The 23,772-nt window shown below is 73.5% G+C and carries 22 protein-coding genes; 15 read left to right on the top strand and 7 right to left on the bottom strand.

What is annotated here, in order from left to right; genetic code table 11:
* Positions 1 to 38: 38 nt before the first annotated feature.
* Positions 39 to 1,196, bottom strand: coding sequence for a hypothetical protein (locus tag JTN19_RS09585; protein ID WP_206931783.1), 1,158 nt, complete (start codon positions 1,194 to 1,196; stop codon positions 39 to 41).
* Positions 1,193 to 2,125 carry a hypothetical protein gene (locus JTN19_RS09580; protein WP_206931782.1) on the bottom strand — a complete coding sequence of 311 codons (933 nt, stop codon included), beginning with the start codon at positions 2,123 to 2,125 and terminating at the stop codon, positions 1,193 to 1,195. The genes JTN19_RS09585 and JTN19_RS09580 overlap by 4 nt, the downstream gene beginning before the upstream one ends.
* Positions 2,126 to 2,340: 215 nt before the next feature.
* Here JTN19_RS09580 and JTN19_RS09575 point away from each other — a divergent pair, with 215 nt between their 5' ends.
* Entirely contained in the window at positions 2,341 to 3,714 is a 1,374-nt protein-coding gene (locus tag JTN19_RS09575; protein ID WP_206931780.1) for a bifunctional heptose 7-phosphate kinase/heptose 1-phosphate adenyltransferase, read from the top strand.
* Positions 3,715 to 3,732: 18 nt separating this feature from the next.
* On the opposite strand, the gene JTN19_RS09570 is transcribed toward JTN19_RS09575, so the two are convergent.
* Positions 3,733 to 5,076 carry a transglycosylase SLT domain-containing protein gene (locus JTN19_RS09570; RefSeq protein ID WP_206931778.1) on the bottom strand — a complete coding sequence of 448 codons (1,344 nt, stop codon included), beginning with the start codon at positions 5,074 to 5,076 and terminating at the stop codon, positions 3,733 to 3,735.
* Positions 5,077 to 5,384: 308 nt separating this feature from the next.
* Here JTN19_RS09570 and JTN19_RS09565 point away from each other — a divergent pair, with 308 nt between their 5' ends.
* From JTN19_RS09565 to JTN19_RS09540, 6 genes are all read left to right on the top strand, one after another.
* Positions 5,385 to 6,650 carry a glutamate-5-semialdehyde dehydrogenase gene (locus JTN19_RS09565; protein ID WP_206931770.1) on the top strand — a complete coding sequence of 422 codons (1,266 nt, stop codon included), beginning with the start codon at positions 5,385 to 5,387 and terminating at the stop codon, positions 6,648 to 6,650.
* Positions 6,651 to 6,750: 100 nt separating this feature from the next.
* Positions 6,751 to 7,407, top strand: coding sequence for a nicotinate-nucleotide adenylyltransferase (locus JTN19_RS09560; RefSeq protein ID WP_206931768.1), 657 nt, complete (start codon positions 6,751 to 6,753; stop codon positions 7,405 to 7,407).
* 10 nt (positions 7,408 to 7,417) lie between these two features.
* Entirely contained in the window at positions 7,418 to 8,581 is a 1,164-nt protein-coding gene (rsfS, locus tag JTN19_RS20580) for a ribosome silencing factor (protein ID WP_408901865.1), read from the top strand.
* Positions 8,578 to 9,042: a 23S rRNA (pseudouridine(1915)-N(3))-methyltransferase RlmH gene (locus JTN19_RS09550; RefSeq protein ID WP_242531021.1), complete on the top strand. Its 465-nt coding sequence runs from the start codon at positions 8,578 to 8,580 to the stop codon at positions 9,040 to 9,042. The genes rsfS and JTN19_RS09550 overlap by 4 nt, the downstream gene beginning before the upstream one ends.
* A gap of 10 nt (positions 9,043 to 9,052) precedes the next feature.
* Positions 9,053 to 9,733, top strand: coding sequence for an NnrU family protein (locus JTN19_RS09545; protein ID WP_206931767.1), 681 nt, complete (start codon positions 9,053 to 9,055; stop codon positions 9,731 to 9,733).
* A 68-nt stretch (positions 9,734 to 9,801) separates the two neighbouring features.
* Positions 9,802 to 10,668 (top strand): ion transporter, encoded by an 867-nt coding sequence (locus JTN19_RS09540; protein ID WP_206931766.1) that lies wholly within the window; start codon positions 9,802 to 9,804, stop codon positions 10,666 to 10,668.
* On the opposite strand, the gene JTN19_RS09535 is transcribed toward JTN19_RS09540, so the two are convergent.
* Positions 10,647 to 11,006 carry a DUF2306 domain-containing protein gene (locus JTN19_RS09535; protein WP_206931765.1) on the bottom strand — a complete coding sequence of 120 codons (360 nt, stop codon included), beginning with the start codon at positions 11,004 to 11,006 and terminating at the stop codon, positions 10,647 to 10,649. The two genes, JTN19_RS09540 and JTN19_RS09535, sit on opposite strands and share 22 nt — an antisense overlap.
* Before the next feature lie 51 nt (positions 11,007 to 11,057).
* On the opposite strand from JTN19_RS09535, the gene JTN19_RS09530 reads away from it, so the two are divergent.
* From JTN19_RS09530 to gshB, 3 genes are all read left to right on the top strand, one after another.
* Positions 11,058 to 11,570 (top strand): TetR family transcriptional regulator, encoded by a 513-nt coding sequence (locus JTN19_RS09530; RefSeq protein WP_206931764.1) that lies wholly within the window; start codon positions 11,058 to 11,060, stop codon positions 11,568 to 11,570.
* A 50-nt stretch (positions 11,571 to 11,620) separates the two neighbouring features.
* On the top strand, positions 11,621 to 13,141 hold the full coding sequence (gpmI, locus tag JTN19_RS09525; RefSeq protein ID WP_206931763.1) for a 2,3-bisphosphoglycerate-independent phosphoglycerate mutase: 1,521 nt from the start codon (positions 11,621 to 11,623) through the stop codon (positions 13,139 to 13,141).
* A gap of 90 nt (positions 13,142 to 13,231) precedes the next feature.
* Positions 13,232 to 14,182, top strand: a complete 951-nt coding sequence (gene gshB / locus JTN19_RS09520; RefSeq protein ID WP_456315796.1) for a glutathione synthase — start codon at positions 13,232 to 13,234, stop codon at positions 14,180 to 14,182.
* Positions 14,183 to 14,288: 106 nt separating this feature from the next.
* On the opposite strand, the gene trpE is transcribed toward gshB, so the two are convergent.
* Positions 14,289 to 15,788 carry an anthranilate synthase component I gene (trpE, locus tag JTN19_RS09515; protein ID WP_206931761.1) on the bottom strand — a complete coding sequence of 500 codons (1,500 nt, stop codon included), beginning with the start codon at positions 15,786 to 15,788 and terminating at the stop codon, positions 14,289 to 14,291.
* Positions 15,785 to 17,686, bottom strand: coding sequence for a peptidylprolyl isomerase (locus JTN19_RS09510; RefSeq protein ID WP_206931759.1), 1,902 nt, complete (start codon positions 17,684 to 17,686; stop codon positions 15,785 to 15,787). The genes trpE and JTN19_RS09510 overlap by 4 nt, the downstream gene beginning before the upstream one ends.
* Before the next feature lie 94 nt (positions 17,687 to 17,780).
* Here JTN19_RS09510 and tpiA point away from each other — a divergent pair, with 94 nt between their 5' ends.
* The 3 genes from tpiA to JTN19_RS09495 are packed head-to-tail and all read left to right on the top strand — an operon-like array spanning position 17,781 to position 20,372.
* Entirely contained in the window at positions 17,781 to 18,518 is a 738-nt protein-coding gene (tpiA, locus tag JTN19_RS09505) for a triose-phosphate isomerase (protein WP_206932303.1), read from the top strand.
* 25 nt (positions 18,519 to 18,543) lie between these two features.
* Positions 18,544 to 19,668, top strand: a complete 1,125-nt coding sequence (locus JTN19_RS09500; RefSeq protein ID WP_206931757.1) for a phosphoserine transaminase — start codon at positions 18,544 to 18,546, stop codon at positions 19,666 to 19,668.
* A 38-nt stretch (positions 19,669 to 19,706) separates the two neighbouring features.
* Complete coding sequence (locus JTN19_RS09495) at positions 19,707 to 20,372, top strand: histidine phosphatase family protein (protein WP_206931755.1); 666 nt, start codon at positions 19,707 to 19,709, stop codon at positions 20,370 to 20,372.
* Here JTN19_RS09495 and JTN19_RS09490 read toward each other — a convergent pair.
* Positions 20,360 to 21,184 carry a tellurite resistance TerB family protein gene (locus tag JTN19_RS09490; protein ID WP_206931754.1) on the bottom strand — a complete coding sequence of 275 codons (825 nt, stop codon included), beginning with the start codon at positions 21,182 to 21,184 and terminating at the stop codon, positions 20,360 to 20,362. The two genes, JTN19_RS09495 and JTN19_RS09490, sit on opposite strands and share 13 nt — an antisense overlap.
* 86 nt (positions 21,185 to 21,270) lie before the next feature.
* Between JTN19_RS09490 and JTN19_RS09485 the strand changes: the two genes are divergently transcribed.
* Both JTN19_RS09485 and JTN19_RS09480 read left to right on the top strand, forming a co-directional pair.
* Positions 21,271 to 22,428: an ATP phosphoribosyltransferase regulatory subunit gene (locus JTN19_RS09485; RefSeq protein WP_206931753.1), complete on the top strand. Its 1,158-nt coding sequence runs from the start codon at positions 21,271 to 21,273 to the stop codon at positions 22,426 to 22,428.
* Positions 22,428 to 23,717 carry an adenylosuccinate synthase gene (locus JTN19_RS09480; protein WP_206931752.1) on the top strand — a complete coding sequence of 430 codons (1,290 nt, stop codon included), beginning with the start codon at positions 22,428 to 22,430 and terminating at the stop codon, positions 23,715 to 23,717. The genes JTN19_RS09485 and JTN19_RS09480 overlap by 1 nt, the downstream gene beginning before the upstream one ends.
* Positions 23,718 to 23,772 lie beyond the last annotated feature (55 nt).

Genomic DNA, 23,772 nt, shown 5'->3' with positions numbered 1-23,772 from the left:
TCTCCGGCACACCCCCGGGGCCATGCTTGCCGTGCAGGTCAACGCCGCGCGTCCAGCACCTTCCCCATGAAGGCGGTGATGCCGCGCTGCCAGGCCCAGGCGATGGCCACCGGCGCATCGGCGCCCATCAGCACCACCCGGTCACGGTCCTTGGGCAGGGTCGCGTCGAGGGCGGCGCGTTCCGCCGCGCTGCCCGCCAGCCATTCGGCCCGGAAGCGCAGCCGCACTAGGCCGGGGTCCAGCGCGCGCAGGTCAATGCGCGCGAGGTGCCAGGGCTCCAGTTCATCGAGGCCGAGCGTCCAGCCGCGTTCCCGCGCCAGCCGCGCGGCCAGCGCCGCCCCCCCGGGGTCCGCCAGCACATCGGAGAGCGGCACGCAGATGACGAGCTGCTCACGCCCCACCGGCCCCAGCGCGGCGTCGAAGCGCAGCCCCTCGGCCTCCATCACGGAACCAAGGCTGAGCGGCAGGCAGGCCGGGTCCATGGCGCGGGCGACCTGCGGCCTGGCGAGATCGGCCAGCAGGCGCCGCTCGGCCGCGCGGCGGAACAGCCGCCCCAGCGCCGGCGCGCCGGCCAGCGAGGCGCCGGGCAGCAGCCGCTCCATCAGGTCGGGGAGGTGGACGCGCGTCTCGGTCCAGAGCGGGGTGGGCGTGGCCTGGCCATCGCCCAGGCGCCAGATGGGGTGGCTGCGAAGCGAGGCGGCGAGGTCGGCCGTCGCCAGGGCGCGCAGCGCGGCGTCCAGGTCGGCGGCGGAGGGTGGCGGCAGGGCGTCAGGGCGGGCGGCGGGCTCGCGCCGCAGCACCAGCCCCATGGCCCCCTCGACCACGGAGAGCAGCCGCGCCCCCTCCGCCGGCAGGCGCATCGTGGTGGAGAGCGGCCCGTCCGGCGCCTCGGGCAGCAGGCGGGAGAGGGCGGCGTGCACCTCCTCCAGGTGCTGGCCGGGCGGTGGCGAGACGATGACGAGATCACCCCCCGGCAGTTCGAAGCGGCGCGCGCGGGTGGGGCGCATGACCGGGGCCAGCACCTCGTCGATCATCTGCCGGTGACGGGCTTCGCGCAGCGCCTCGGGCAGGGCGGAGAGGCGCAGGTGCAGCGTCCGCCGCTCGACGCCCGATGTCACGCAGTCGCGCACCAGGGCGGCCAGGGCCAGCGCCTCGGCCTGCGGCCCGACCTCGGGGCCGGGAAGGGCGACGCTCATGCCGGCACCTCCCACAACAGGCCGGGCGCGCGGCACCAGGCGGGGATGTCGCGGCCGAGGGCGATGAAGAGCGGCGCATCCCCCGAGGGGGGCAGGGCTGGCGGCGCCGCGGGTGGCGGGGCCGCCAGCGCATAGCCGCCTCCCGCGAGCAGCCCCACCGCCTCCGCATCCCTGCTGACAAAGCCCGTGTGCCAGCCCGCCGCCGCCAGATCTTGCGCGAGGGCGGGAAAGCGCGGCTCCGCCAGCGCGGCCAGCGGGAGCAGCGCGATGGGGGTGGCCCGCCCACTCCTGCCGCCGCCCACCATCCGACTGCCCGGCAATCCCGCCAGCGGCAGGTCGAGCAGCAGGCGCAGCCCGGGGCGGAGCGCGGGCAGCCGGCCCCGCAACGCCGGATCGGTCAGCGCCGCCAGCACGCGACGGCAGAGCAGGGCGCGGGCCTGGGCGCGCAGGTCCGGGTCTTCCAGGGCCAGGTCGGCCGGCGCCAGCCGCTGCGCCACGGGCCGGGGGTCGGGCCCCTCCGCGAAGAAGGAGAGCCGGGCGACCTCCTCCACCGGCAGGGCGGCGCAAAGCGCTTCCAGCGCCACGAGGCTCGTGGGCTGCGGCGCGGGTGGGGAAAGGCCGTCCAGCCAGGCATCCAGCTCCGCGGCGTCGCCGGGCAGGGTCCAGGTGGCGGGGCGGGCGCCGATGAGCCGGCCCAGCGCCTCGCTGGCGCGGGCGGCGGCGCCGGGCGCGGCGCCCAGCAGCAACTGCGCGCCGCGCGGCCAGGGCAGGACATGGCCGCCGCCCTGGGCCGCCGCTTCCTCCAGGAAGGCGAGGGCGACGCGCCGTGCCATCGGGTCGGGCAGGTCGGGCATGGTCAGCACCAGGCTGCCCGGCGGCAGGGCGCGCAGCGTCGCCCGCACATCGGTGATGGCGGTCTTCATGAGCACGACGCGCGCCGGGCGTCGTGGCCGGATTGCGGTGGCGCCATGGTGGATGCCCCGTCGGTGGCGCGGCGGCCATCCGTCGCGCGGGCCTTCTGCCCGCACCCTTTGTCTGCGAAAGTCGTTAAGGAAACGTGCCGCCGCCCGGCGGACATGTTTCGTCACTATATGTTGCGCTGGCACCTCCCGGCGGGTTAGGAAAATCCATGGTTTTTGACCCGATGTCCCAAGCCGGACGCGATGCGGTCAGCCCCGCCGAACTGGCGGAGGCCGTGAACAACCTCTCCCGCACCGCCGTGCTGGTGGTGGGCGACGCCATGGTGGACCGCTACATCTTCGGCACCGTGAGCCGCGTCAGCCCCGAGGCCCCGGTGCCCGTGCTCAACATCGACCGTGAGGTGGCGCTGCCGGGCGGCGCGGGCAATGTGGTGCGCAACCTGACCGCGCTGGGGGCGGCCGTGGCCTTCGTCTCGCTGGTGGGCGACGACGCGGCGGGCAGCGACCTGACGGGCCTCATCGGCGGGCAGTTGCGGGTGGAGCCGTGGCTGCTGGTGCAGGGCGGCCGCACCACCACCACCAAGACGCGCTTCCTGGCCGGCGGGCAGCACATGCTCCGCGCCGACCGCGAGGAGGCCCAGCCCATCCACCCTCGCCTGGCCGACCGCCTCATCAAGATCGCGACCGACGCGGTGGCGGCCACCAGCACCGTCGTGCTGTCCGACTATGGCAAGGGCGTGCTGGCGGGCGACATCCCCGCGCGCCTCATCGCCGCGGCCCGCGCCGCCGGGCGCCGCGTGGTGGTGGACCCCAAGGGCGGCGACCATTCGCGCTTCGCCGGGGCCGACCTCATCATGCCCGAGCCGGATGAGCTGGCCGCCGAGACCGGCATGGCCGTGAATGACGAGACGAGTGCCGCCATCGCCGCCTCCATCCTCAGCCGCAAGCATGGTTTCGGCGCGGTGCTGGTGCCCCGCGTGCCGGATGGGCTGACGTTGCTGCAGGTGGAACCCGATGGCAGCGAGACGGTGCGCCATTTCCGCGCGGAGGCGTCCGAGGTGCATGACCCGGCCGGCGGCGGGGATGCCGTGGTGGCGGCGGTCGCGGCGGGGCTGGCCTCGGGCCTGTCGCTGGCGGGCTGCGCGCGGCTGGCGGCGCTCTCGCTCGGCATCGTCAGCCGGAAGTCGGGCATCGCCGTGGTCCGCACGGATGAGCTGCTGGAGGGGCTGACCCCCGGCCGGGGCGCCGCACGCAAGCTCGTCTCCCTGCCCCTGGCCGTCGAGGTGATCGAGCGCTGGCGCCATCGCGGCTGGCGCATCGGCTTCCTGCCCGCCAATGGCAGCCCCTGCCCCGAGACCATCACGCAGGAGGCGCGCCGCTGGTGCGACCGCCTGCTGGTGGGCGTTGAGGATGAGAGCATCTGGGCCGGCGAGATGGCCGAGCGGCCGGAGGTGGACCTGGTGGCCGTGGGCGCCGGCGCCGGCGGCGAGGACACGCTGCGCCTGCTGCGCCCCGATGTGGTGATGGCGGCGGATGACGATCCGCGCCTGACCGCCCTGCTCAGCGAATGGGGCGGCCAGGTGAAGCTGCCGGGCTGAGCCCGGCAGCCATTTCCCTTACTCCGGCGCGACCACCGAGCAGCTGCCCCGGCCCAGCCGCGCGCAGGCCTGCTGCGCGCTGGACTGGTTCAGCCCCGTGATGCGCGCGCGGAACAGCGTCCCCTGCGACACCTGCACCGCCATCACCTGCACCATGCCGCCGCTGCGCGCCTGGGTCTGGGCGGCCGCCGCCGCGCGGCGCGCCTGCTCGGGCGAGCGGAAGGCGCCCACCTGCACGCCCCAGCTCGCGGCTGGTGCAGTGGGGCGGGGCATGGCCACGGGCGTGGCGCGGGTGGGCGCGGTGCGGGTCGGCGCGGCCAACACGGGCGCGACGAGCGCGCTGGCCGGGCGCGGCGCCTGGCGGAAGCTCGCGGGCAGGGTGCTGGCCTGCGCGGTGCCGATCAGGCCGAGGCCGCGCGGCGCCGGGGCGGCGGCCACCGGCAGTTGCGGCGGCGCGGAGTCCGACAGCGGCGGCAGCGCGCCCTGCGACTCGGCCAGCCGCGCCGCGCCCTCGGGCGTGGAGCCGTCGGGGATGGGGTCCATGGCGGCGACGACGATGCGCCCATCGGGCAGGACCCGCCCGCCGCTGGGCGAGATCACCGGCGCGGGGGCAGGCGCCGAGGCCAGCACCACCGGCGGCGCCGCGGCCGGCGCGGGCGCCGGGGCGGGCGTGCGGCTGGCGAACATGGCGCCCTGCTCGCGGATCTGGCGCTGCTCGGCGAGGGCGAGGCGCGTCGCGGCGTCCATCCGGCGCGGGCCGGGCGGCACCTGCAGCGGGATTTCGGCGGCGGCGTAGATCTCGGCCGGCGCGCGGCGGCTCGGGCTGTGGCGGATCACGCCGGGGCCCACGCGGGCGACGTAGTTGCGCGTCTCGGGCGGCAGGCCGCGGCGGTTGTAGAGGAAGCCCTCCAGCCGGCCCGGCCCGGCGTTGTAGGCGGCCAGGAAGGCCGGCGAGCCGAACAGGTCGTACATCTGCCGGATATAGGCGGTGCCGGCCATGATGCTGTCATAGGGGTGGTAGGGGTCATCCCCCAGCCCGTGCCGGGCCTGCAACTCGCGATAGGTCGCGGGCATCACCTGCATCAGCCCCATGGCGCCGGCGCGGGAGGTGACATGCGCGCGGCCGCCGGATTCCTGGCGCATCACCTCGCGGATCCAGGCCTCGGGCACGTCGAACCGTGCGGAGGCCTCGCGGATCCAGGGGCCCCAGGGGTCCCCGGGCGGGCCAGGCGGCGTGGTGCTGCGGATTTGCGTGGAACTGGCGGCCGGCGTGCGCGCCTGCTGCTGCGACCCGCAGGCCGCCAGCACGCCCAGCGCGGCCAGCGCCAGCACGGGCACGGACAGGCGGCGGGCGCGTGCCATGGGTTGAAAGATCATCCCCGAAAACTCCCCCAATCGGCCTTGCCGTCCCGGGCTTCACCCCGGCCCCCCGACACCGCCACCCCCATGGCACGCGCCGAAAGCGGCAAGATTACGAGTGTCCGACGCGGGGCGGTGCCCCGTGCGGACATAGTCTCCAGCGTGCCGGCCAGTTGGGCCAGCCGGATGCCGGCGCGCGGACACTATGCCCGCAAGCCAGCCCCGCGCAAGCAAAGCCTTGCCGTAACGGTCGCGACACCCGACAAGGTGTGGCGCGCCTGCCATGAATCGGCGCGAAAGATGAGGGTCCCGTGAACGCCGTCACCGATGATGCCGCCCGCCTGTTCGACACCGCCGGCCGCGCCGCCCGCGCCGCCGCCGCCCTCGTCGCGCGCGCGCCAGGCCCGGTGAAGGATGCGGCGCTGCGCGCGGCGGCGGCACGGCTGCGTGCCGAGTCGGCGGCCATCCTCGCCGCCAATGCCGCCGACCTGGACGCCGCCCCCGGCCTGACCGCCGCCTTCCGCGACCGGCTGGTGCTGAACCCCGCCCGCATCGAGGCGATGGCCAAGGGGCTGGAGGAGGTCGCCGCCCTTCCGGACCCCGTGGGCCGCGTGCTGGCCGAATGGACACGCCCCAACGGGCTGCGCTTCGCCCGCGTGGCCCAGCCGCTCGGCGTCATCGGCATGATCTTCGAGAGCCGCCCGAACGTGACGGCCGATGCCGGGGCGCTGTGCCTCAAGGCCGGTTCCGCCGTCATCCTGCGCGGCGGCAGCGAGAGCGCCCATTCCGCCCGCGCCATCGCCGCCTGCCTGCGCGCGGGCCTGGCGGAGGTGGGGCTGCCGGAGGACGTCATCCAGCTCGCCCCCACCCAGGACCGCGCCTTCGTGGGTGCGATGCTGCGCGGGTCGGGCCTGGTGGACCTCATCATCCCGCGCGGCGGCAAGGGGTTGGTGACGCGCGTGCTGGAGGAGGCGCGGGTGCCCGTGCTGGCCCATGCCGAGGGCCTCTGCCACAGCTTCATCCATGCGGCGGCCGACCCCGGCATGGCGCGCACCGTCTTGCTGGACGCCAAGTTGCGCCGCACCGGCGTCTGCGGCGCGACCGAGACGCTGCTGGTGGACGCCGCCATCGCCCCCTCCCTGCTGCCCCTGCTGGTGGCGGACCTCGCGGCCAAGGGCTGCGGCTTCCGCGCGGACGAACGCGCGCGCGCCATCTGCCCCGAACTGCCCGCGGCCACCGACGAAGACTTCGCCACCGAATGGCTGGACGCGATGCTCAGCATCGCCGTGGTGGACGGGGTGGAGGGCGCGCTCGCGCACATCCGCCGCTTCGGCAGCGAGCACACCGAGGCCATCATCACCGAGGACGCCGCCGCCGCCGAGGCCTTCCTGTCCGGCATCGACAGCGCGGTGGGCCTGTGGAACGCCTCCACCCAGTTCTGCGACGGCGGCGAGTTCGGCTTCGGCGCCGAGATCGGCATCGCCACCGGCCGCATGCACGCGCGCGGCCCGGTGGGGCTGGAGCAGCTTTGCACCTATCGCTACCGCATCACCGGCACGGGGCAGGTGCGGGGCTGAACGCGCTTCACTTCCCGGACATGCGGGCTGGTCTCGTTTGCGCGGCTGATTCACCGCTCCGGCGATTTCGCCTCCGCGGATCAGCCGCTAGGCTGCCCGTGTGAGGAACGCCAAAACCGCCCCCGCGCGACCCTCGCGCGCCGCCCCCGGCCCGGCCGGTGATGGCCGGCGCGCGCGGATCGGCCTGCTGGGCGGCAGCTTCAATCCGGCGCATGAGGGCCACCGCCATGTGGCGGAGGTGGCGCTGCGGGCGTTGCGGCTGGACCAGGTGTGGATGCTGGTCTCGCCTGGAAACCCGCTGAAGCCCGTGGCCGGCATGGCGCCCTTCGCCGAACGCCTGGCCAGCGCGCGCCGCATGGCCGATGGCGTGCGGGTGGTGGCGACCGACATCGAGGCGCGGCTGGGCTCGCGCTTCACCTTCCGCACCCTGGCGCTGCTGCGCGCGCGCTTCCGCCGCGTGGCCTTCGTGCTGGTGCTGGGCGCGGACAATCTGCTGCAACTGCCGCGCTGGCGGCGCTGGCGGGAGGTGGCGCGGCAGACGGCGCTGGCGGTTCTGCCGCGTCCGGGCTACAGCCGGGCGGCGCTGCGTGGGCGCGCGGCCAGCGTGCTGCGCCACACCCGCCGCGACGCCGGCGGGCTTTTGGCGTTGACCCCACAGGACGGGTTGCTGCAAGCGGGGGAGGGGGCATGGTGCTTCATCCCGGCCGCCGAGCGATCCATTTCCGCCACCGCGATCCGCGCGGGGGCGAGGAGCTAGAGTTCAGGACATGGCGCGGACACCCGACGACACGAAGAAGCCCGCCCGCAAGCCCACGGCGCGGACGGCGAAGCCCAGCACCCGGGCCAAGCCCCCGGTGCGCGAAGCGGCGGCGAAAACCCCTCCCCGCGACACCGCCAAGAAGGCGGCCCCGCGCGGCGATGCCAAGCCGGTGGCGGCGCGAGGCGGTGCCAAGACGGCCGGCCCGCGTGGGGCGGCCAAGCCGGCGGCCCCGCGTGGCGCGGCCCGGACCACCGCCACGCGGGAGGGCGGCGACACCAGGCCCCGCGCTGGCGGCAAGGCCACGCCGGCCCGCGCCCCGGCCGCCGGGAAAGCGCCGCGCGCCGCCACGCCCCGTGCCGCGCGGTCCGAGGGCCAGGCGCCCGCGCGCAAGCGTGCCGCTCCGGCCGAGGCCACCCCGGCCCGCCGCGGCCGATCGGAAGCGCCGGCTCCCGCCCGGCGCGCCGCCGCGTCGCCGGCCGCCAAGCCCGCCCCGCGCCGTCGTGCCGCGCCGGCCGAACCCGCGCCGGCCAAGCGGACCACCACGGCCAATGTGCGCGCCACACCGCGCGGCACCGCGGCCGCGACGCCGCGTGCGGCCGCCGGAACGGTGAAGCCTCGCGGCGCCGCTGCTGCCTCCCGCGCCTCCAGCGGCACGGCCCAGCGCGCCTCCGGCGCGACACCCCAGCGCGCCTCCGGCGCGACACCCCAGCGCGCCTCCGGCGCGACCAACTCCGACGGCGGCGCCAAGCCCCGCCCTCCCGCCGCCCCGCGCCGCAAGGCGGGCAAGCGCGTGCCCATGGACCGGGACCGGCTTGCCGCCCTGGTCGCCGTCGCGGTGAAAAGCCTGGAAGACGACAAGGCCGAGGATGTGGTGGTCCTCGACGTGACGGGCCGCGCCAGCTTCACCGACCGCATGGTGATCGCGACCGGCCTCGTGGACCGGCAGATCGAGGCGATGGCCACGCATGTCACCGAGGCCCTGGCCAAGGAAGGGATGCGCCTGAAGCGCGACGCCATCCAGGGCAGCGAGGACTGGGTGCTGATCGACGCGGGCGACCTCGTGATCCATCTCTTCAAGCCCGAATCGCGCCAGGCCTATGACCTCGAGAAGATGTGGGGCCCGGACAGCCCGCTCGGCGAGGCCGCGCCTGGCGAGCAATCGCCCATTTGAAGGCGCTGCTGCTGGCCATCGGCCGGTTCAAGTCGGGCGCGGAGGGCGCGCTCTTCGCCCAGTACAACGCCCGGCTGCGCCCGCCGCTCGACCTCGTGGAACTGCCCGAGGCACGCGGCAGCGCGGGCGAGATCCGCGCGCGGGAAGGGGCGGCGCTGCTGGCGGCCCTGCCGGCCAATGCCCTGCTGGTGGCGCTGGACCTGGGCGGCCCGGCGCCTTCCTCCGAAGCCCTGGCCGCGCTGACCGAACGCTGGGAACAGGCCGCCCGCCCCATCGCCTTCGCCATCGGCGGCGCCGAGGGGCTGGATGGCGCCGTCACCGCGCGGGCCGAGCATGTGCTCTCGCTGGGACCGCTCACATGGCCGCATCTGCTGGTGCGCGCCCTGCTGGCCGAGCAGCTTTTTCGCGCCCAGTGCATCCGCGCAAATCATCCCTACCACCGCAGGTGGAGACCCGCCTAAGCTCCGGCGCATGGAGATGTTCCTTCTGATCCTGGCCTCCTGCCTCTGGGTGGGGGTGCATTTCGGCATCGCGGGCACCGTGGCGCGGGCGCGCATCGTCGCGCGGGTGGGGGAGTTGCCCTTCACCATCGGCTATTCGCTGCTGTCGGTCCTGGCCATCATCCTGCTGGTGCAGGCCTGGGGGGCGGCGCCCTATGTGGGGCTGTGGGTCACGCCCGACTGGCTGCGCTGGCTGCTGGCGCTGCTGATGCTGCCGGCCTTCATCCTTTTCGTCGCCTCGGTCGCCACGCCCAACCCGACGGTGGTGGGCGGCAAGCTGACCACGCCCGAGCCGCGCGGCATCCAGCGCATCACCCGCCACCCCATGCTGTGGTCCTTCGCGCTGTGGGGGCTGGTCCACCTGATCGCCAAGGGCAGCCTGGGGGGCGTCTTCTTCTTCGGCGCCTTCCTGGTGACGGCGCTGGTGGGCATGCCCTCCATTGACCGCAAGGTGGCGGCGCGGAACCCGGAGATGTGGGCACGGCTCGGCCCCGTCACCTCCATCCTTCCCTTCGGCGCCATCCTGTCCGGGCGGAACCGGCTGGCCCTGGCGGAAATCCCGGTCTTCGTCTGGGCCGCGGGGGCGGTGGCGTGGCTTGTCTTCCTCATCGCGCACCCCTGGCTGTTCGGCTATCCGGCGGTGCCTCTCTGACGCCCGGGGCTTGATCGCGGCGCGGTGCGCGCCCATTCCATGCGCGCACCAACAGGACATTGCCCCACATGCAGGAAGCCCTCACCAGCGCCGACACCGGCAGCGACCTGCGCGCGCGTGCCGCGCGCCTGGTCATGGAGCCGCTGTTCCAGAAGACCGTGATCGCGCTGATCCTGTTCAATGCCGTCACCCTGGGTCTCGAGACCAGCGAGAGCATCTCGGCGCAATGGGGCGGGGTGCTGGCGGTGCTGGACCGGGCGCTGCTGGTGATCTTCACCCTGGAGGTGGCGCTGCGGATCTACGCCTTCCGCGGCCGCTTCTTCCGCGACCCCTGGGGGCTGTTCGACCTGGCCATCATCACCATCGCCTGGCTGCCGGCCACGGGGCCGCTCTCGGTGCTGCGGGCGCTGCGCATCCTGCGCGTGCTGCGCCTGGTCTCCGTCGTGCCGAGCATGCGGCTGGTGGTGGAGGCCATGCTGCACGCCCTGCCCGGCATGGGCTCCATCGTGATGCTGATGGGGCTGATCTTCTACGTCTTCGCGGTGATGGCGACGAAGCTCTATGGCGAAATCCTGCCGGAGCGCTTCGGGACGTTGGGCCTCAGCCTCTACACCCTGTTCCAGATGATGACGCTGGAATCCTGGTCCGAGGCCAATGTGCGCCCCATCCTCGCGCAGCAGCCGCTGGCCTGGATGTTCTTCGTGCCCTTCATCCTGATCGCGACCTTCGTGGTGCTGAACCTGTTCATCGGCGTGATCGTGGACAGCATCCAGACGCTCAGGAAGCAGCGGGAGGCGAGCGACCCTGCCGCCGTGGCCGCCGATGCCCATACCCGCGAGATGGAGGAAGAGCAGCACGCCCTGCTGCGCGAAATCCGCGCGCTCAGGGCCGAGGTGGCGGCGCTGCGCGAGGCTCAGCCGAAAAGCGCGCCATAGAGGTAGCGGCCCGGGATGACGGTGGCGAAGACGCCGGCCGTCAGCAGCCCGCCGGCGGTCGCCAGCATGGTGCCGCGATGCGCCGCGATCCGCCCTTGCCGGGCGTAGCGAATGCCCAGCGGCAGCATGACCAGCGTCAGCAATGTCAGCGCATGGATGGGCGTGAGGGTGCCGAAGGCCGGCAACCCGAAGGAGGAGAGCGCCGCCAGCGCCCAGACCCCCACCGCGACCCGCCCCGCCAGGCGGTGCCGCGCCGTGCCCTTGGGCAGCGCCAGCACCGAGAGAATGAGCGCCGCCGCCAGCAGCGAGGACCAAAGATGCAGTTGCAGCATGGACATGGCGCCCAGACCCCTTATGTTGACGATGTGAACATAGCGGGTATGTGAGCGGTGTCAACATCAGAAAAGCCCTACCACCATGGCGATCTGCGCGCCGCGCTGCTGGACGCCGCCGACACGCTGCTGGACCAGGGGGGCGATGGCGCCGTCTCCCTGCGCGAGGTGGCGCGCATGGCCGGCGTCTCCCCCACCGCGGCCTACCGGCATTTCGCGGACAAGGAGGCGCTGCTGGCGGCACTCGCCGCCCGGCATTTCGCCCAATTCGGCGCGGCCCTGGGCGGGCGGCCGCTGGCCGAGATGGGCCCCGCCTATCTCCGCTTCGCCCTGGCCCGGCCGGGCCGCTTCCGGCTGATGTTCGGCCCCCTGCTGCAACGGTCCCGGCAGCACCCTGCGCTGGCCCAGGCCTCGGACGCCGCGCTGGCGGGGCTCTATGCCGCCGCGCCCTCACCCGATGCCGCGCTGCGGGCCTGGGGCATGGTGCATGGCTTGGCCCATCTGATGCTGGACGGGGCGCTGCCGGCGGAGGAGGAACTCATCACCCGCCTGCTCAACCCCCCCGGCTGACAGCCCGCCCGTTCCGCCTTAAGCCCTTGGCCGCGGAGAGGGAGTTGCGCATGACCAAGCCCGTGATGCTGGTGATCCTGGATGGCTGGGGCCATCGCGCCGAGAGCGTGGACAATGCCGTGGCGCTGGCCCGGACGCCCAATTTCGACGCGCTGTGGTCCACCTGCCCGCGCAATCACCTTCGCACTTCGGGCCTCGATGTCGGGCTGCCCGAAGGGCAGATGGGCAACAGCGAGGTGGGGCACCTGAACATCGGCGCCGGCCGCGTGGTGATGCAGGACCTGCCGCGCATTGATGCCGCCATCGCCGATGGCAGCCTGGAGGGCATGGCGCCGCTGGCCGATTTCATCGCCGCCATGCGGGCCAGCGGCGGCACGGCGCATCTGGTGGGGCTGGTCTCGGCGGGCGGGGTGCATTCGCACCAGCGCCATGCCCTGGCCCTGGCGCGCATCCTGGACCAGGCGGGCATCCCGGTGGCGCTGCACGCCTGGACGGATGGGCGCGACACCGCGCCGCGCGCAGCGGGGGATTCGCTGGCCGTTGTCGCGCAGGAACTCGGCGCGCTGAAGCAGGCGCGCATCGCCACCATCACCGGCCGCTACTTCGCCATGGACCGTGACCACCGCTGGGAGCGGGTGGAGCAGGCCTGGCGCGCCATGGTGCTGGCCGAGGGCAACCAGGCCGAAAGCGCCGACGCCGCCATCCGCGCCTGCTACGCCGCCGACAAGCATGACGAGTTCCTGCCGGCCTCCGTCCTGCCCGGCCATGCGGGCATGGCGGATGGCGACGGTATCCTCTGCTTCAACTTCCGGGCCGACCGGGTGCGGCAGATCCTGGCGGCCCTGCTGGACCCGGGCTTCACGGGCTTCGCACGCCCCCGCGCCCCGCGCTTCGCCGCGGCACTCGGCCTGGTGGAGTATTCGCGGGAGTTGAACCCGCTGCTCGGCACGATCTTCCCGCCGCAATCCATGGAGGACATCCTGGGCGCGGTGGTGAGCGCCGCCGGCCGCACCCAGCTGCACATGGCCGAGACGGAGAAATACCCCCACGTCACCTACTTCCTGAATGGCGGCGAGGAGGTCGCATTCGCGGGCGAGACGCGCATCATGGTGCCCTCGCCCAAGGTGGCCACCTATGACCTCCAGCCCGAGATGAGCGCGCCCGAACTCACGGAAAAGGCGGTGGAGGCCATCGCCTCCGGCGCCCATGACCTGATCGTGCTGAACTTCGCCAATGCCGACATGGTGGGCCATACGGGCAGCCTTTCCGCCGCCATTCGCGCCTGCGAGGCGGTGGACCGCGGCCTCGGCGCCATCGCTGACGCCATCCGCGCCCAGGGGGGCGCCCTGATGGTCACGGCCGACCACGGCAATGCCGAACTGATGCGCGACCCGGCCAATGACGGCCCGCACACCTCCCATACGACGAACCCCGTGCCCGTGCTGCTGATGGGCGGGCCGGAGGGGGCGGTGCTGCGCGAGGGGCGCCTCGGGGACATCGCGCCCACCCTGCTGGCGCTGATGGGCCTGCCCCAGCCCGCCGCGATGACAGGGCGCAGCCTGCTGGCCTGACGCGCCCGCGCGTGGCACATCACAGCGTCTGATCGGCTTCGGCCATCTTGCCGAAGCCGTGAATCAGCCGCTCGACAATGAGCAAGGAGCTTGACCATGGCGCTGCGCGTCGCCGTCCAGATGGACCCGATCGAGAGCATCAACATCGATGGCGACAGCACCTTCGCCATGATGCTGGAGGCCCAGGCGCGCGGCCACACGCTCTGGCACTACCATGTGCGCCACCTTTCGCTGAACGCGGGCCGCGTGCTGGCCCAGGCGCACCCCGTCACGGTGAAGCGCGCCAAGGGCGACCACTACCTGTTCGGCGACCCGGTGGAACTCGACCTCGGGCGCGACGTGGATGTGGTGCTGATGCGCCAGGACCCGCCCTTCGACATGGCCTACATCACGGCCACGCACATCCTGGAGCACATCCACCCCAAGACGCTGGTGGTGAACGACCCCGCCCAGGTGCGCAACGCGCCGGAAAAGCTCTTCGTCACCCATTTCCCGGAGCTGATGCCCGAGACGCTGGTGACGGCCGACACGCGGCAGATCGCGAAGTTCCGCGCGAAGCATGGCGACATCATCGTGAAGCCGCTCTTCGGCAATGGCGGCGCGGGCGTGTTCCACCTGCGCCCCGATGACCCCAACCTGAACTCGCTGGTGGAGATGTTCACCGAACGCTCGCGCGAGCCCTTGGTGGTGCAGCAATACCTGCCCGCCGTGCGCCTGGGCGACAAGCGCGTGATCCTGATTGACGGCGAGGCGATGGGCGCCATCAACCGCGTGCCGGCGGATGGCGAGGCGCGCAGCAACATGCATGTCGGCGGCCGCGCCGAACCCACCAAGCTGACCGACCGCGAGCGCGAGATCTGCGCGCGCATCGGGCCGGAGCTGAAGAAGCGCGGGATGATCTTCGTGGGCATTGACGTGATCGGCGGCTACCTCACCGAGATCAACGTCACCTCGCCCACCGGCCTGCAGGAGCTGGCGCGCTTCGACGGCATCCACCTGGAACGCGCCATCTGGGACGCGATCGAGGAAAAACGCAGGTAGCTTTTCCGCCCGGCCGATTCACGCCCCGGCTAAGCCGGGACGATCGGACGGCACTACCCGGCCGATTTACGCCGCCGGCTGCGCCGACGCCGATCGGACGGGGGTCCTACCCGCCCCCCGCCGCGAACCTCACCGCCTCCTCCGCCGCGCGGAACAGGGCGCGGGCCTTGGCGATGCATTCCTCATGCTCGGCGCGCGGGTCGCTGTCGGCCACCACGCCGGCGCCGGCCTGGACGTGCAGCTGGCCTTCCTTCACCAGCGCCGTGCGCAGCGCGATGCAGATGTCCATGTTGCCGTCCACGCCGAAATAGCCGACGCCGCCGGCATAGAGGCCGCGGCGCGACGGCTCCAGCTCCTCGATGATCTCCATGGCGCGCACCTTGGGCGCGCCCGACAGCGTGCCGGCCGGGAAGCCCGCCTGCAGCGCGTCCAGCGCCGAAAGCCCCGGCCGCAGCCGCCCGCGTACCTCGGACGCGATGTGCATCACCTGCGAATAGCGCTCGATCCGGAACTGCGCGGTCACGCGCACCGAGCCGATGGAAGCCACCCGCCCGACATCATTGCGCCCGAGGTCGAGCAGCATCAAATGCTCCGCCCGCTCCTTGGGGTCCGCCAGAAGCTCGGCCTCCAGCGCCGCATCCTCCTCGGGCGTCGCCCCGCGGCGGCGCGTGCCGGCCAGTGGGCGGATCGTCACCTCGCCATCCTTGGCGCTGACCAGGATCTCGGGCGAGGCCCCCACCACGGCAAACCCGCCATGGTCGAAGAAGAACAGATAGGGCGCGGGGTTGATGCGCCGCAGCGCGCGATACAGCGCGAAGGGCGGCAGCGCGAAGGGGGCGGTGAAGCGCTGCGAGGGCACGATCTGGAAGGCATCGCCCGCGCGGATGTATTCCCGCGCACGCTCGACGGCCGCCATGTAGCCCTCGGGCGTGAAGTTCGACACGGGCGCGGGCTGCGGCGCCAGCTTCGCCGGCGGCGCGGGGCGGGGCAGGGGGCGGGCCAGGGCGGCCTCGGCCTCGTCCAGCCGCGCCTGCGCCTCGGCCCAGGCGGCTTCCGCATCGCCGCCCGCCTCAGCCCAGACGGGCGTGGCCAGCGTCAGCGCGTCGCGCACATGGTCGAAGACGGCCACCAGCGTGGGCCGGATCATGATGGCGTCCGGAATGCCCAGCACATCGGGGTTGGTGCTGGGCAGCCGCTCCATCAGCCGCACCATGTCGTAGCCCAGATAGCCGAAGAGGCCCGCCGCGATGGGCGGCATGCCCGGCGGCAGGGGCATCCGCAGCGCGGCCACGCGGGCGCGGAGCGCCTCCAGCGGCGGCAATTCCTCCGGCACGAAGGCGTGGGGGGCCGACAGCGCCTGGGTGTTGCACTCGGCCACCCCGTCGCGGCAACGCCACACCAAATCCGGCGCCATCCCCACCGCCGAGAAGCGGCCGCGCGCGGCGCCGCCCTCCACGCTCTCCAGCAGGAAGGAATGCGGCTTGCCATGGGCCAGCTTCAGGAAGACGCCCACGGGCGTCTCCAGGTCCGCCACGCGCTCGCGCCAGAGAAGCTGGTTCTGGCCGCGCGCATAGGCGTCGCGGAAGGCGCTGTCCGGGCCGCTCATGGCAGGGAGTTCCCCGCCACGCGGTCCATCATGCGCGGGTTGATGCGCACATCGGCCCGCGCCCGCAGCGCCGCCTGGTACTGCACCTCGATGTCGTCGGCCATGCGCTGGGCGCCCGTGGCGCGCACGGCCGCGATGGGCTGTTCCTGGCCCGTCAGGTCCGCCGGCGTCACGCCCGTCAACTGGATGACGGCGAAGGATTGCGGCAGTTCCACCATGGTCACGCCATTGGCCGACAGTTCGAAGGTGGGCGCCAGCAGGTCGCGCGGCATGGGGTTGCCGCCGCCCGGCTCGCGCCCGAAGGGACCGAGCGCCTCGGCGGTGATGCCGGCGGCCTCGGCGGCGGCGGCGAGCGTCTGGCCGCCCCGCACCGCGGCCAGCAGGGCGGCGGCGCGGGCATCCTGGGCGCGGCGGCGGGCATCGGCCATGTAGGCCGTCATCACCTCCTCGCGCACCTGGTCGAGCGGGATCAGGCTGGGGGCGATCACCTCGTTCACCTGGACGGCCATGAAGCCCCAATCGCCCTCCTGCAGCCGCACATCGGCGTTGGGCGCCTGGGCGAAGATGGCGCGGATGGCGGCCTCGCGCGCCGCGTCTGCCACGGGCAGTTCGGCGGGCGTGCCCTCGGGCGTCATTCCCGTCGCGTCCATCCGCACGCGCGCATAGGCCAGGTCATAGCGCTGGGCGATGTCGGCCAGCCCCACGCGCCCGGCCAGCGCGTCCTCAATGCGGTTGGCGCGGTCGAAGGCCAGGTCGGCCGCGCGTTCGGCCGCGATCTCGTTGCGGAGTTCGTCGCGCACCTCGGCCAACTCGCGGCGGCTGGGGGGCGTCACCTCCACCACCCGCAGCACATGCCAGCCGAAGGGCGACTGGATGGGGGGCGAGATGGTATCGGGCGCCAGCGCGAAGGCGGCATCGCCCAGGGTGGCGATGGGCAGCTCGGCCTGGGTGGTGGGCGGCAATTCGCTGGCGGCGGCGCCCTCGGCGCGGGCGGCGGCCTGGAAGGTGGCGAAGTCGGGGGCGGCGGCCCAGGCCTCGGCCAGGGCGCGGGCCTGGGCCTCCTCCTGCACGATCACCTGCTGGATGCGCCGGCGCTCGGCCACCTCGAAGCGGTCGCGGGCGGCGGCGTAGGCGTCCTCGATCTCGCGCTCGCTCACCTCCACCGAGGCCATCAGCCGCTCGGCGTTCATGGTGATGACGCTGACGTCGCGGTATTCGGAGGTCGAGAACAGGGCCGGGTTGTTCTCGTGGAAGCGGGAAAGCTGCGCCTCGGTCGGCGCCTCGGGCTCGGGGGCCTGGGCGAAGGGCAGTTCCACCAGCATCACGCTGCGGCGCTCCAGCGACCAGCCCAGCAGCCGGCGCCCGGCCGTCTCCGGCAGGGCCGCGCCGGCCCGCACCGCGCCCGACATCTGCTGCCGCGCCAGGTCGGTGCGGAGCAGGCCCAGGAAAAAGGGCTCGCTCATGTCGTTGTTGCGGAGGAAGCTGTTGAAGACCTCGCGCGAGAAGCGCCCATCCGCCCCCTGGAAGCCCGGGATGCGGAAGACGTAGTCGCGCACCGCCTCGTCGGGCACCACGACGCCCATCCGCGCCGCCTCCTGCTGGAGGACGCGGTCAATGACCAGCCCCTCCACCACCTGCTCGGCCACGGCGCGGCGCATGGCGGCGTCCGGCTCGAACCGGCCCTGCAGCGCGCGGCTGATGCGCTGCAACTCGCGCCGGGCGGCTTCCTGCGCCTCCGCCGCCTCGATGGGCTGGCCCGAGACGCGGGCGACGCTGTCGTCCCGCCCGATGCCGCGGATCATGTCCTCGATCCCCCACACGGCGAAGGAGAGGATCAGGAGGACGAAGAGGGCCTTGGCGGCCCAGGTCGCGGCCAGGCGGCGCATGAAGGTGATCATGCCCGCGCGCATAGCGCGCCCACGGGCTGTTGCCAAACATCGGCCTCGGCTATCCCTCCCCCGCAAAGAAGGAAGCCCGCCCATGACCCCAGGGATTCGTCCCCTCATCGCCGGCAACTGGAAGATGCACGGGACCGTGCGCGAGGCCGCGCGCCTCGCCGAGTCGGTGCGCGAGGGGGTGGAGGGCGTGGACCTGCTGGTCTGCCCGCCCTTCCCGCACCTGCATACCGTGTCGGTGGTGCTGCTGGGCGGGCGCGTCGCGGTGGGGGGGCAGGATTGCCACGCCGCCGCCAAGGGCGCCCATACCGGCGATGTGAGTGCCACCATGCTGCGCGACGTGGGCGCCACCCATGTCATCCTGGGCCATTCCGAGCGCCGGGCGGACCACGCCGAGAACGACGCCGCCGTGCTGGCCAAGACCACGGCGGCCCTGGCCGCGGGCCTCATTCCCATCGTCTGCGTGGGCGAGACGGAGGCCGAGCGCCTGGGCGGCCTCGCGGAATCGGTGGTGCGCGGCCAGCTGGAGGGGTCCGTCCCCTATGGCTTCGTGACCGCCGGCGGCACCGTGGCCTATGAGCCGGTCTGGGCCATCGGCACCGGCCGCACCCCCACCGAGGACGACATCGCGGCCATCCACGCCACCATGCGCGCGGCGCTGGTGGAGCGCTTCGGCCCCGCCGCGCGGACCACGCGGCTGCTCTATGGCGGCTCGGTGAAGCCTTCCAACGCCAAGGCCATCCTGGCCCTGCCCGAGGTGGATGGCGCCCTGGTGGGGGGTGCCAGCTTGGTGGCTGAGGATTTCCTGGCCATCGCCCGCGCCGCCCCCGTCTGAATCTTCGCTTCTGAGAATCCCGCTCATGCTGAAGCCCGAATGCCCGCATTTCTCCTCCGGCCCCTGCGCGAAGCGGCCGGGCTTCTCGCTCTCCGCGCTGGAGGGGGCGCTGCTGGGGCGCAGCCACCGCGCCCCCGCCTCCCGCGCCCGCATGGCCGAGGTGATCGAGCGCTCCCGCGCCATCCTCGGCATGCCGGCCGATTGGCGGCTGGGCATCGTGCCCGCCTCAGACACCGGGGCGGTGGAAATGGCGTTGTGGTCCCTGTTGGGGCCGCGCGGGGTGGATGTGCTGGCCTGGGAAAGCTTTTCCGCCGAATGGGCCCATGACATCACCCAGGCCCTGAAGCTGCCCGATGTGCGGCTGCTGAAGGCGCCCTATGGCAAGCTGCCCGACCTCGGCGCCGTGGACTGGGCGCGGGACTGCGTCTTCGTGTGGAACGGCACCACCTCCGGCGTGCGGCTCGTGAATGGCGACTGGATCACGGCGGACCGCGAAGGGCTGGCCATTTGCGACGCCACCTCCGCGGCCTTCGCCATGGACCTACCCTGGGACAGGCTGGATGTCGTCACCTGGTCCTGGCAGAAGGTGCTGGGGGGCGAGGCCGCGCATGGCATGCTGGCCCTCTCGCCCCGCGCCGTGGCGCGGCTGGAGAGCCACACGCCCGCCTGGCCCCTGCCCAAGGTGTTCCGCCTGACCAAGGGCGGGAAGCTGATCGAGGGCATTTTTCGGGGCGACACGATCAACACGCCTTCCATGCTCTGTGTCGAGGACGCGCTCGATGGGCTGCGCTGGGCGGAAAGCGTGGGCGGCCTGAAGGGGCTGGTGGCGCGGGCCGAGGGCAACCTCAAGCTGGTGGCCGACTGGGTGTCCCGCAGCAAATGGGCGGAATTCCTGGCGGAAGACCCGGCCACCCGCTCCTGCACCTCCGTCTGCCTGCGCTTCCGGGACTTGGCGCCCGAGCACCAGGCCGAGATCGCGCAGCGCATGGTGACCTATCTGGAGGCCGAGGGCGTGGCGCTGGACGCCGCCCATTACCGCGACGCCCCGCCGGGCCTGCGGCTGTGGTGCGGCGCGACGGTGGAGGCCGCGGACGTGGCGGCGGTGCTGCCCTGGCTGGACGCGGCCTGGGGCGCTGCCAAGCGCGGCTGAACCTTCCGGATAGGGCAGGGCGGCCCTATCTGCCGGGCATGATCGCCCGCCGCGCCCTGCCCGCCCTGTTCGTTGCCTCCGCCTGGGCCTCCGCCTGGACCATGCCGGCCCTGGCCCAGCGCCTGTCGCCGCTGGAGGCCACGGCGCCCGAGGCCGCGCCGCTGCTGGCCCGGCTGCGCGCCGGCGGCCACACCCTGTTCTTCCGCCACGCCGACACGGCGGGGGAGCCCTGCGACCGGACCTATCGCCTGGGCGACCGTGCGGGGCAGCGCAACATCTCCCCGCGGGGCCGCCAGCAATCGGCGCGCATCGGCGCAAGGCTGCGGGAATTGGGCGTCCCAGTGGCCCTGCCGGTGCTGGCCGGGCCGGTTTATCGCGCGCGGGACACGGCGGAACTGGCCTTCGGCGCGGAAAATGTGGTGGTCACGGAGGGGCTGCTGGCCGATGACTATTCCGGCCCGCGCCTCGCCTGGGTGCTGGACCAGCACCGCCGCCTGCTGGCCGAAATCCCGCCGCCGGGGGTGAACCGCGTGCTGGTGGGCCACCGCACGCCCCCCATCATGATCATGGGCGACCCGGTGGCCGGGCGCGCCTTCCCCGAGGGCGGCGCGCTGGTGGTGGAACCCTTGGGTCCGGAAGGGTTCCGCCTGCACGGCATCGTGGAATTCGCCCCCATCCCAGGGGGCGGGTTTCACGCCTGTTGAGGCGAAACCGAGGCAGCCGCCACGACCTGCCGTTCCAGATGCGCCACCAGCTCGGCCGGGATGCCGAGGCGGTGGGCCAGCGCGTCCAGATAGACCCGCTCCGCCGGCTGGTCGGGGTCCATGGCGAGGCGCGAGGCCAGCCAGAGTTCCGCCGCCTGCTCCGGTGAATTGGCGGCGGTGGCCACCTCCTCCACGCCGATGCGCTGGTTCAGCAGGGTGAAGACGAAGCCCTTGGCCGCGGGGTCCAGCGAGGACCGCTCCACCTGCTCGAAGATTTTCGCGCGTTCGGCGGCGTCAATGTGGCCATCGGCCTGGGCGGCGCCGATCATGGCGCGGATGAGCGAGAGTTCGAAGGGCTCGCCCGCCGCGGCCTGGGTGGCGCCGGGGATGAAGGCGGCATCGGCCGCCGCGTCCGGCGGCGCGGCCGGGGGTGCCGAGGCCGGCTGCTGCCCCGCCTGCCAGTTCTGCCAGGCGCGATAGGCCAGCGCGCCCAGCGCCGCCGCGCCGCCATGGGTCAGCACGCTGCGCGCCGCGCTGCGTTTCCCGCCGAACAGCGTGCCCAACAGCCCGCCCGCCGCCAGCCCGCCCAGCGCGGCGCCGCCGGGGCCGACGCCCGCCAGCAGGTCCCGCGCGCGGTCCGTGAGGCCCTGCGGTGGCGCCTGGGTCTGCGGCGGGGCGCTGGGCCATTGGGCGGGCCAGGGCGAGGGCGCCTTGGCCGGCACCTGGCCGGACGGAATCTGCCAAGGGCTGCCGCCCTGCGCGGCACCACCCCGTCCCAGGAATTGTTCGAGCAGCGTCTTCGGGTCCATCATGGCGGCGCAGATGGCCCCGCACGCATGGCGCCACAAGCCCACCCCATCTTGCCCCCACCCCGCCCCCCTGCCACACAGCGCGGGTCATGAACGACGCCTTTTCCCCGCCGCCCGGATTGCTGCCCGCGGGCCTCATGGATGTGCTCCCGCCGGCCGCGGAGCGCGAGGCCGCGCTTGTCGAGGCGCTGATGGAGGGCTTCGCCCGCCACGGCTATGAGCGGGTGAAGCCCCCGCTGCTGGAATTCGAGGACGGGCTGCTGGCCGGCTCGGGTGCCGCCGTCTCCGAACAGATTTTTCGCCTGATGGACCCCGTCAGCCAGCGCATGATGGGCTTGCGCGCCGACACGACCCCCCAGGTCTCGCGCATCGCCGCCACAAGGCTGGGTGCCCAGCCCCGCCCGCTGCGCCTGTGCTACGAAGGCCCGGTGCTGCGCGTGCGCGGCAGCGAATTGGCGCCCGCGCGCCAACTGGCCCAGGCCGGCATCGAGCTCATCGGCGGCGCGGCGCCCGAGGCCGATGCGGAAGTGGCCCTTGTGGCCGCCGAGGCCCTGGCGCGCGTGGGTGTCACCGGCATCACGCTGGACATCACGCTCCCGCGCATGGCCCAGACCCTGCTGGAGGCGGCGGGGCTGGAGGACGCGGTGGCCCGCCGCCTGATCCGCGCGCTGGACCGCAAGGACGCCGCGGCCGTCGCCACGCTCGCTCAGAATGCCGGCCCGGTGGCCGCGCTGCTGCCGCCCTTGCTCGCCGCCGCCGGCCCGGCCGAGGGCGCGCTGGCGGTCCTGCGCAGCCTGGACCTGCCCGTGGCCGCGCGCGCCATCGCGGAGAATGCGGCGCTGGTCATCGCCGCCATCGCCGCCCGCGCGCCGTCGCTGCGCGTCACTCTGGACCCGGTGGAGTTCCGCGGCTTCCGCTATCATGTGGGCGTGGCCTTCACCATCTACGGGCCCGGTGCCACGGGCGAGATGGCGCGCGGCGGCCGCTATCAGTCCGCGAATGACGAGCCCGCGACGGGCATGACGCTCTATCCCGGCGCCGTGCTGCGCGCCGCACCCAGGCCCGCCAGCCGCCCGCGCTGCTTCCTGCCCATCGGCACCGCGCCCGCGGTGGGCGAGGGGCTGCGGCGCCAGGGCTTCGCCACCATCGCAGCGCTTTCCGCCGCCGACGCGCCGGCGGCCCTGCGCTGCAGCCATGTCTGGGACGGCACCGCACCCGTCCCCGTTACCGAGGAAAGTTCCGTCTGATGGCCAATGTCACCGTGATCGGCGCCCAGTGGGGCGATGAGGGCAAGGGCAAGGTGGTGGACTGGCTGGCCAGCCGGGCCGACATCGTCGTGCGCTTCCAGGGCGGGCACAATGCCGGCCACACGCTGGTTGTGGGCAACAACACCTACAAGCTGTCGCTGCTGCCGTCCGGCATCGTGCGCGGCAAGCTCGGCGTCATCGGCAATGGCGTGGTGCTGGACCCCGAGGCGCTGCTGGCCGAGATCAGCAAGGTGCGCGCCCAGGGCCTCGACGTGGGCCCGCACAACCTGCGCATCGCGGAGAACGTGCCGCTGATCCTGCCGCTGCACCCGGCCCTGGACCGCGCGCGCGAGGCGGCCCGCGGCGAGGACAAGATCGGCACCACCGGCCGCGGCATCGGCCCCGCCTATGAGGACAAGGTCGGCCGCCGCTCGGTGCGGCTGTGCGACCTGTCGGAGCCCGAGACGCTGTCCGCCAAGCTCGATGAGCTGCTGTTGCACCACAACGCCCTGTTCCGCGGCCTCGGCGCGCCGGAGTTCGAGAAGGCGCCGCTGCTGGAGGCGCTGCTGGCGCTCGCGCCCAAGCTGCTGCCCTATGCGGAACCGGTGTGGGAACGCCTCGACGCCGCCCGCCACGAGGGCAAGCGCGTGCTGTTCGAGGGCGCGCAGGCCGTGATGCTGGACGTGGACCACGGCACCTACCCCTACGTCACCAGTTCCAACACCGTGGCCGGCAATGCGGCCGCCGGCGCGGGCGTGGGGCCGGATGCAGTGGGCCTCGTGCTCGGCATCGCCAAGGCCTATGCGACGCGGGTGGGCTCCGGCCCCTTCCCCTCCGAACTGCATGACGAGACGGGCCGCCTGCTGGGTGAGCGCGGGCATGAATTCGGCACCGTCACCGGCCGTCCCCGCCGCTGCGGCTGGTTCGACGCCGCCATGGTGCGCCAGGCGGTCAAGATCGGCGGGGTGCAGGGCCTGGTGCTGACCAAGCTCGACGTGCTGGACGGGCTGCCCGAACTCAAGCTCTGCACCGGCTACCGCGTGGATGGCGAGGTGATGAAGCGCCTGCCCGCCGCCATGCGCGCCCAGGCCCGCGCCGAGCCCATCTTCGAGACCATGGAGGGCTGGTCCGGCTCCACCCGCGGCGCGCGCAGCTATGCCGACCTGCCGGCCCAGGCGGTGAAGTATGTGCGCCGCATCGAGGAGCTGGTGGAGGCGCCGGTGATGATGCTCTCCACCTCGCCGGACCGCGACGACACCATCGCGCTGCGGGACCCTTTCGCGGGGTAGGCGGCCGTTAACCCTTGGGCGGGTAAGGGACGCGGCGCGGTTGTTCATGGCCGCG

The organism is Roseococcus thiosulfatophilus (assembly GCF_017311575.1).
Lineage (GTDB): Bacteria > Pseudomonadota > Alphaproteobacteria > Acetobacterales > Acetobacteraceae > Roseococcus > Roseococcus thiosulfatophilus.
The sequence above is the reverse complement of the archived record's forward strand: the minus strand, read 5'-3'. Positions and strand labels throughout refer to the sequence as shown.

What these genes read in the sequence shown, in the direction of transcription:
- JTN19_RS09570 (WP_206931778.1), bottom strand. Translation starts at nt 5,076, where the DNA reads ATGGCACGCGCCCGCCGCCTGTCCGTGCCCGTGCTGGCGCTGGCCGCG.
- gpmI (WP_206931763.1), top strand. Translation starts at nt 11,621, where the DNA reads ATGACCAAGCCCGTGATGCTGGTGATCCTGGATGGCTGGGGCCATCGC.
- JTN19_RS09540 (WP_206931766.1), top strand. Translation starts at nt 9,802, where the DNA reads ATGCAGGAAGCCCTCACCAGCGCCGACACCGGCAGCGACCTGCGCGCG.
- JTN19_RS09545 (WP_206931767.1), top strand. Translation starts at nt 9,053, where the DNA reads ATGGAGATGTTCCTTCTGATCCTGGCCTCCTGCCTCTGGGTGGGGGTG.
- JTN19_RS09510 (WP_206931759.1), bottom strand. Translation starts at nt 17,686, where the DNA reads ATGATCACCTTCATGCGCCGCCTGGCCGCGACCTGGGCCGCCAAGGCC.
- JTN19_RS09575 (WP_206931780.1), top strand. Translation starts at nt 2,341, where the DNA reads ATGTCCCAAGCCGGACGCGATGCGGTCAGCCCCGCCGAACTGGCGGAG.
- JTN19_RS09485 (WP_206931753.1), top strand. Translation starts at nt 21,271, where the DNA reads ATGAACGACGCCTTTTCCCCGCCGCCCGGATTGCTGCCCGCGGGCCTC.
- JTN19_RS09490 (WP_206931754.1), bottom strand. Translation starts at nt 21,184, where the DNA reads ATGATGGACCCGAAGACGCTGCTCGAACAATTCCTGGGACGGGGTGGT.
- trpE (WP_206931761.1), bottom strand. Translation starts at nt 15,788, where the DNA reads ATGAGCGGCCCGGACAGCGCCTTCCGCGACGCCTATGCGCGCGGCCAG.
- rsfS (WP_408901865.1), top strand. Translation starts at nt 7,418, where the DNA reads ATGGCGCGGACACCCGACGACACGAAGAAGCCCGCCCGCAAGCCCACG.
- JTN19_RS09500 (WP_206931757.1), top strand. Translation starts at nt 18,544, where the DNA reads ATGCTGAAGCCCGAATGCCCGCATTTCTCCTCCGGCCCCTGCGCGAAG.
- JTN19_RS09585 (WP_206931783.1), bottom strand. Translation starts at nt 1,196, where the DNA reads ATGAGCGTCGCCCTTCCCGGCCCCGAGGTCGGGCCGCAGGCCGAGGCG.
- JTN19_RS09480 (WP_206931752.1), top strand. Translation starts at nt 22,428, where the DNA reads ATGGCCAATGTCACCGTGATCGGCGCCCAGTGGGGCGATGAGGGCAAG.
- JTN19_RS09535 (WP_206931765.1), bottom strand. Translation starts at nt 11,006, where the DNA reads ATGTCCATGCTGCAACTGCATCTTTGGTCCTCGCTGCTGGCGGCGGCG.
- JTN19_RS09495 (WP_206931755.1), top strand. Translation starts at nt 19,707, where the DNA reads ATGATCGCCCGCCGCGCCCTGCCCGCCCTGTTCGTTGCCTCCGCCTGG.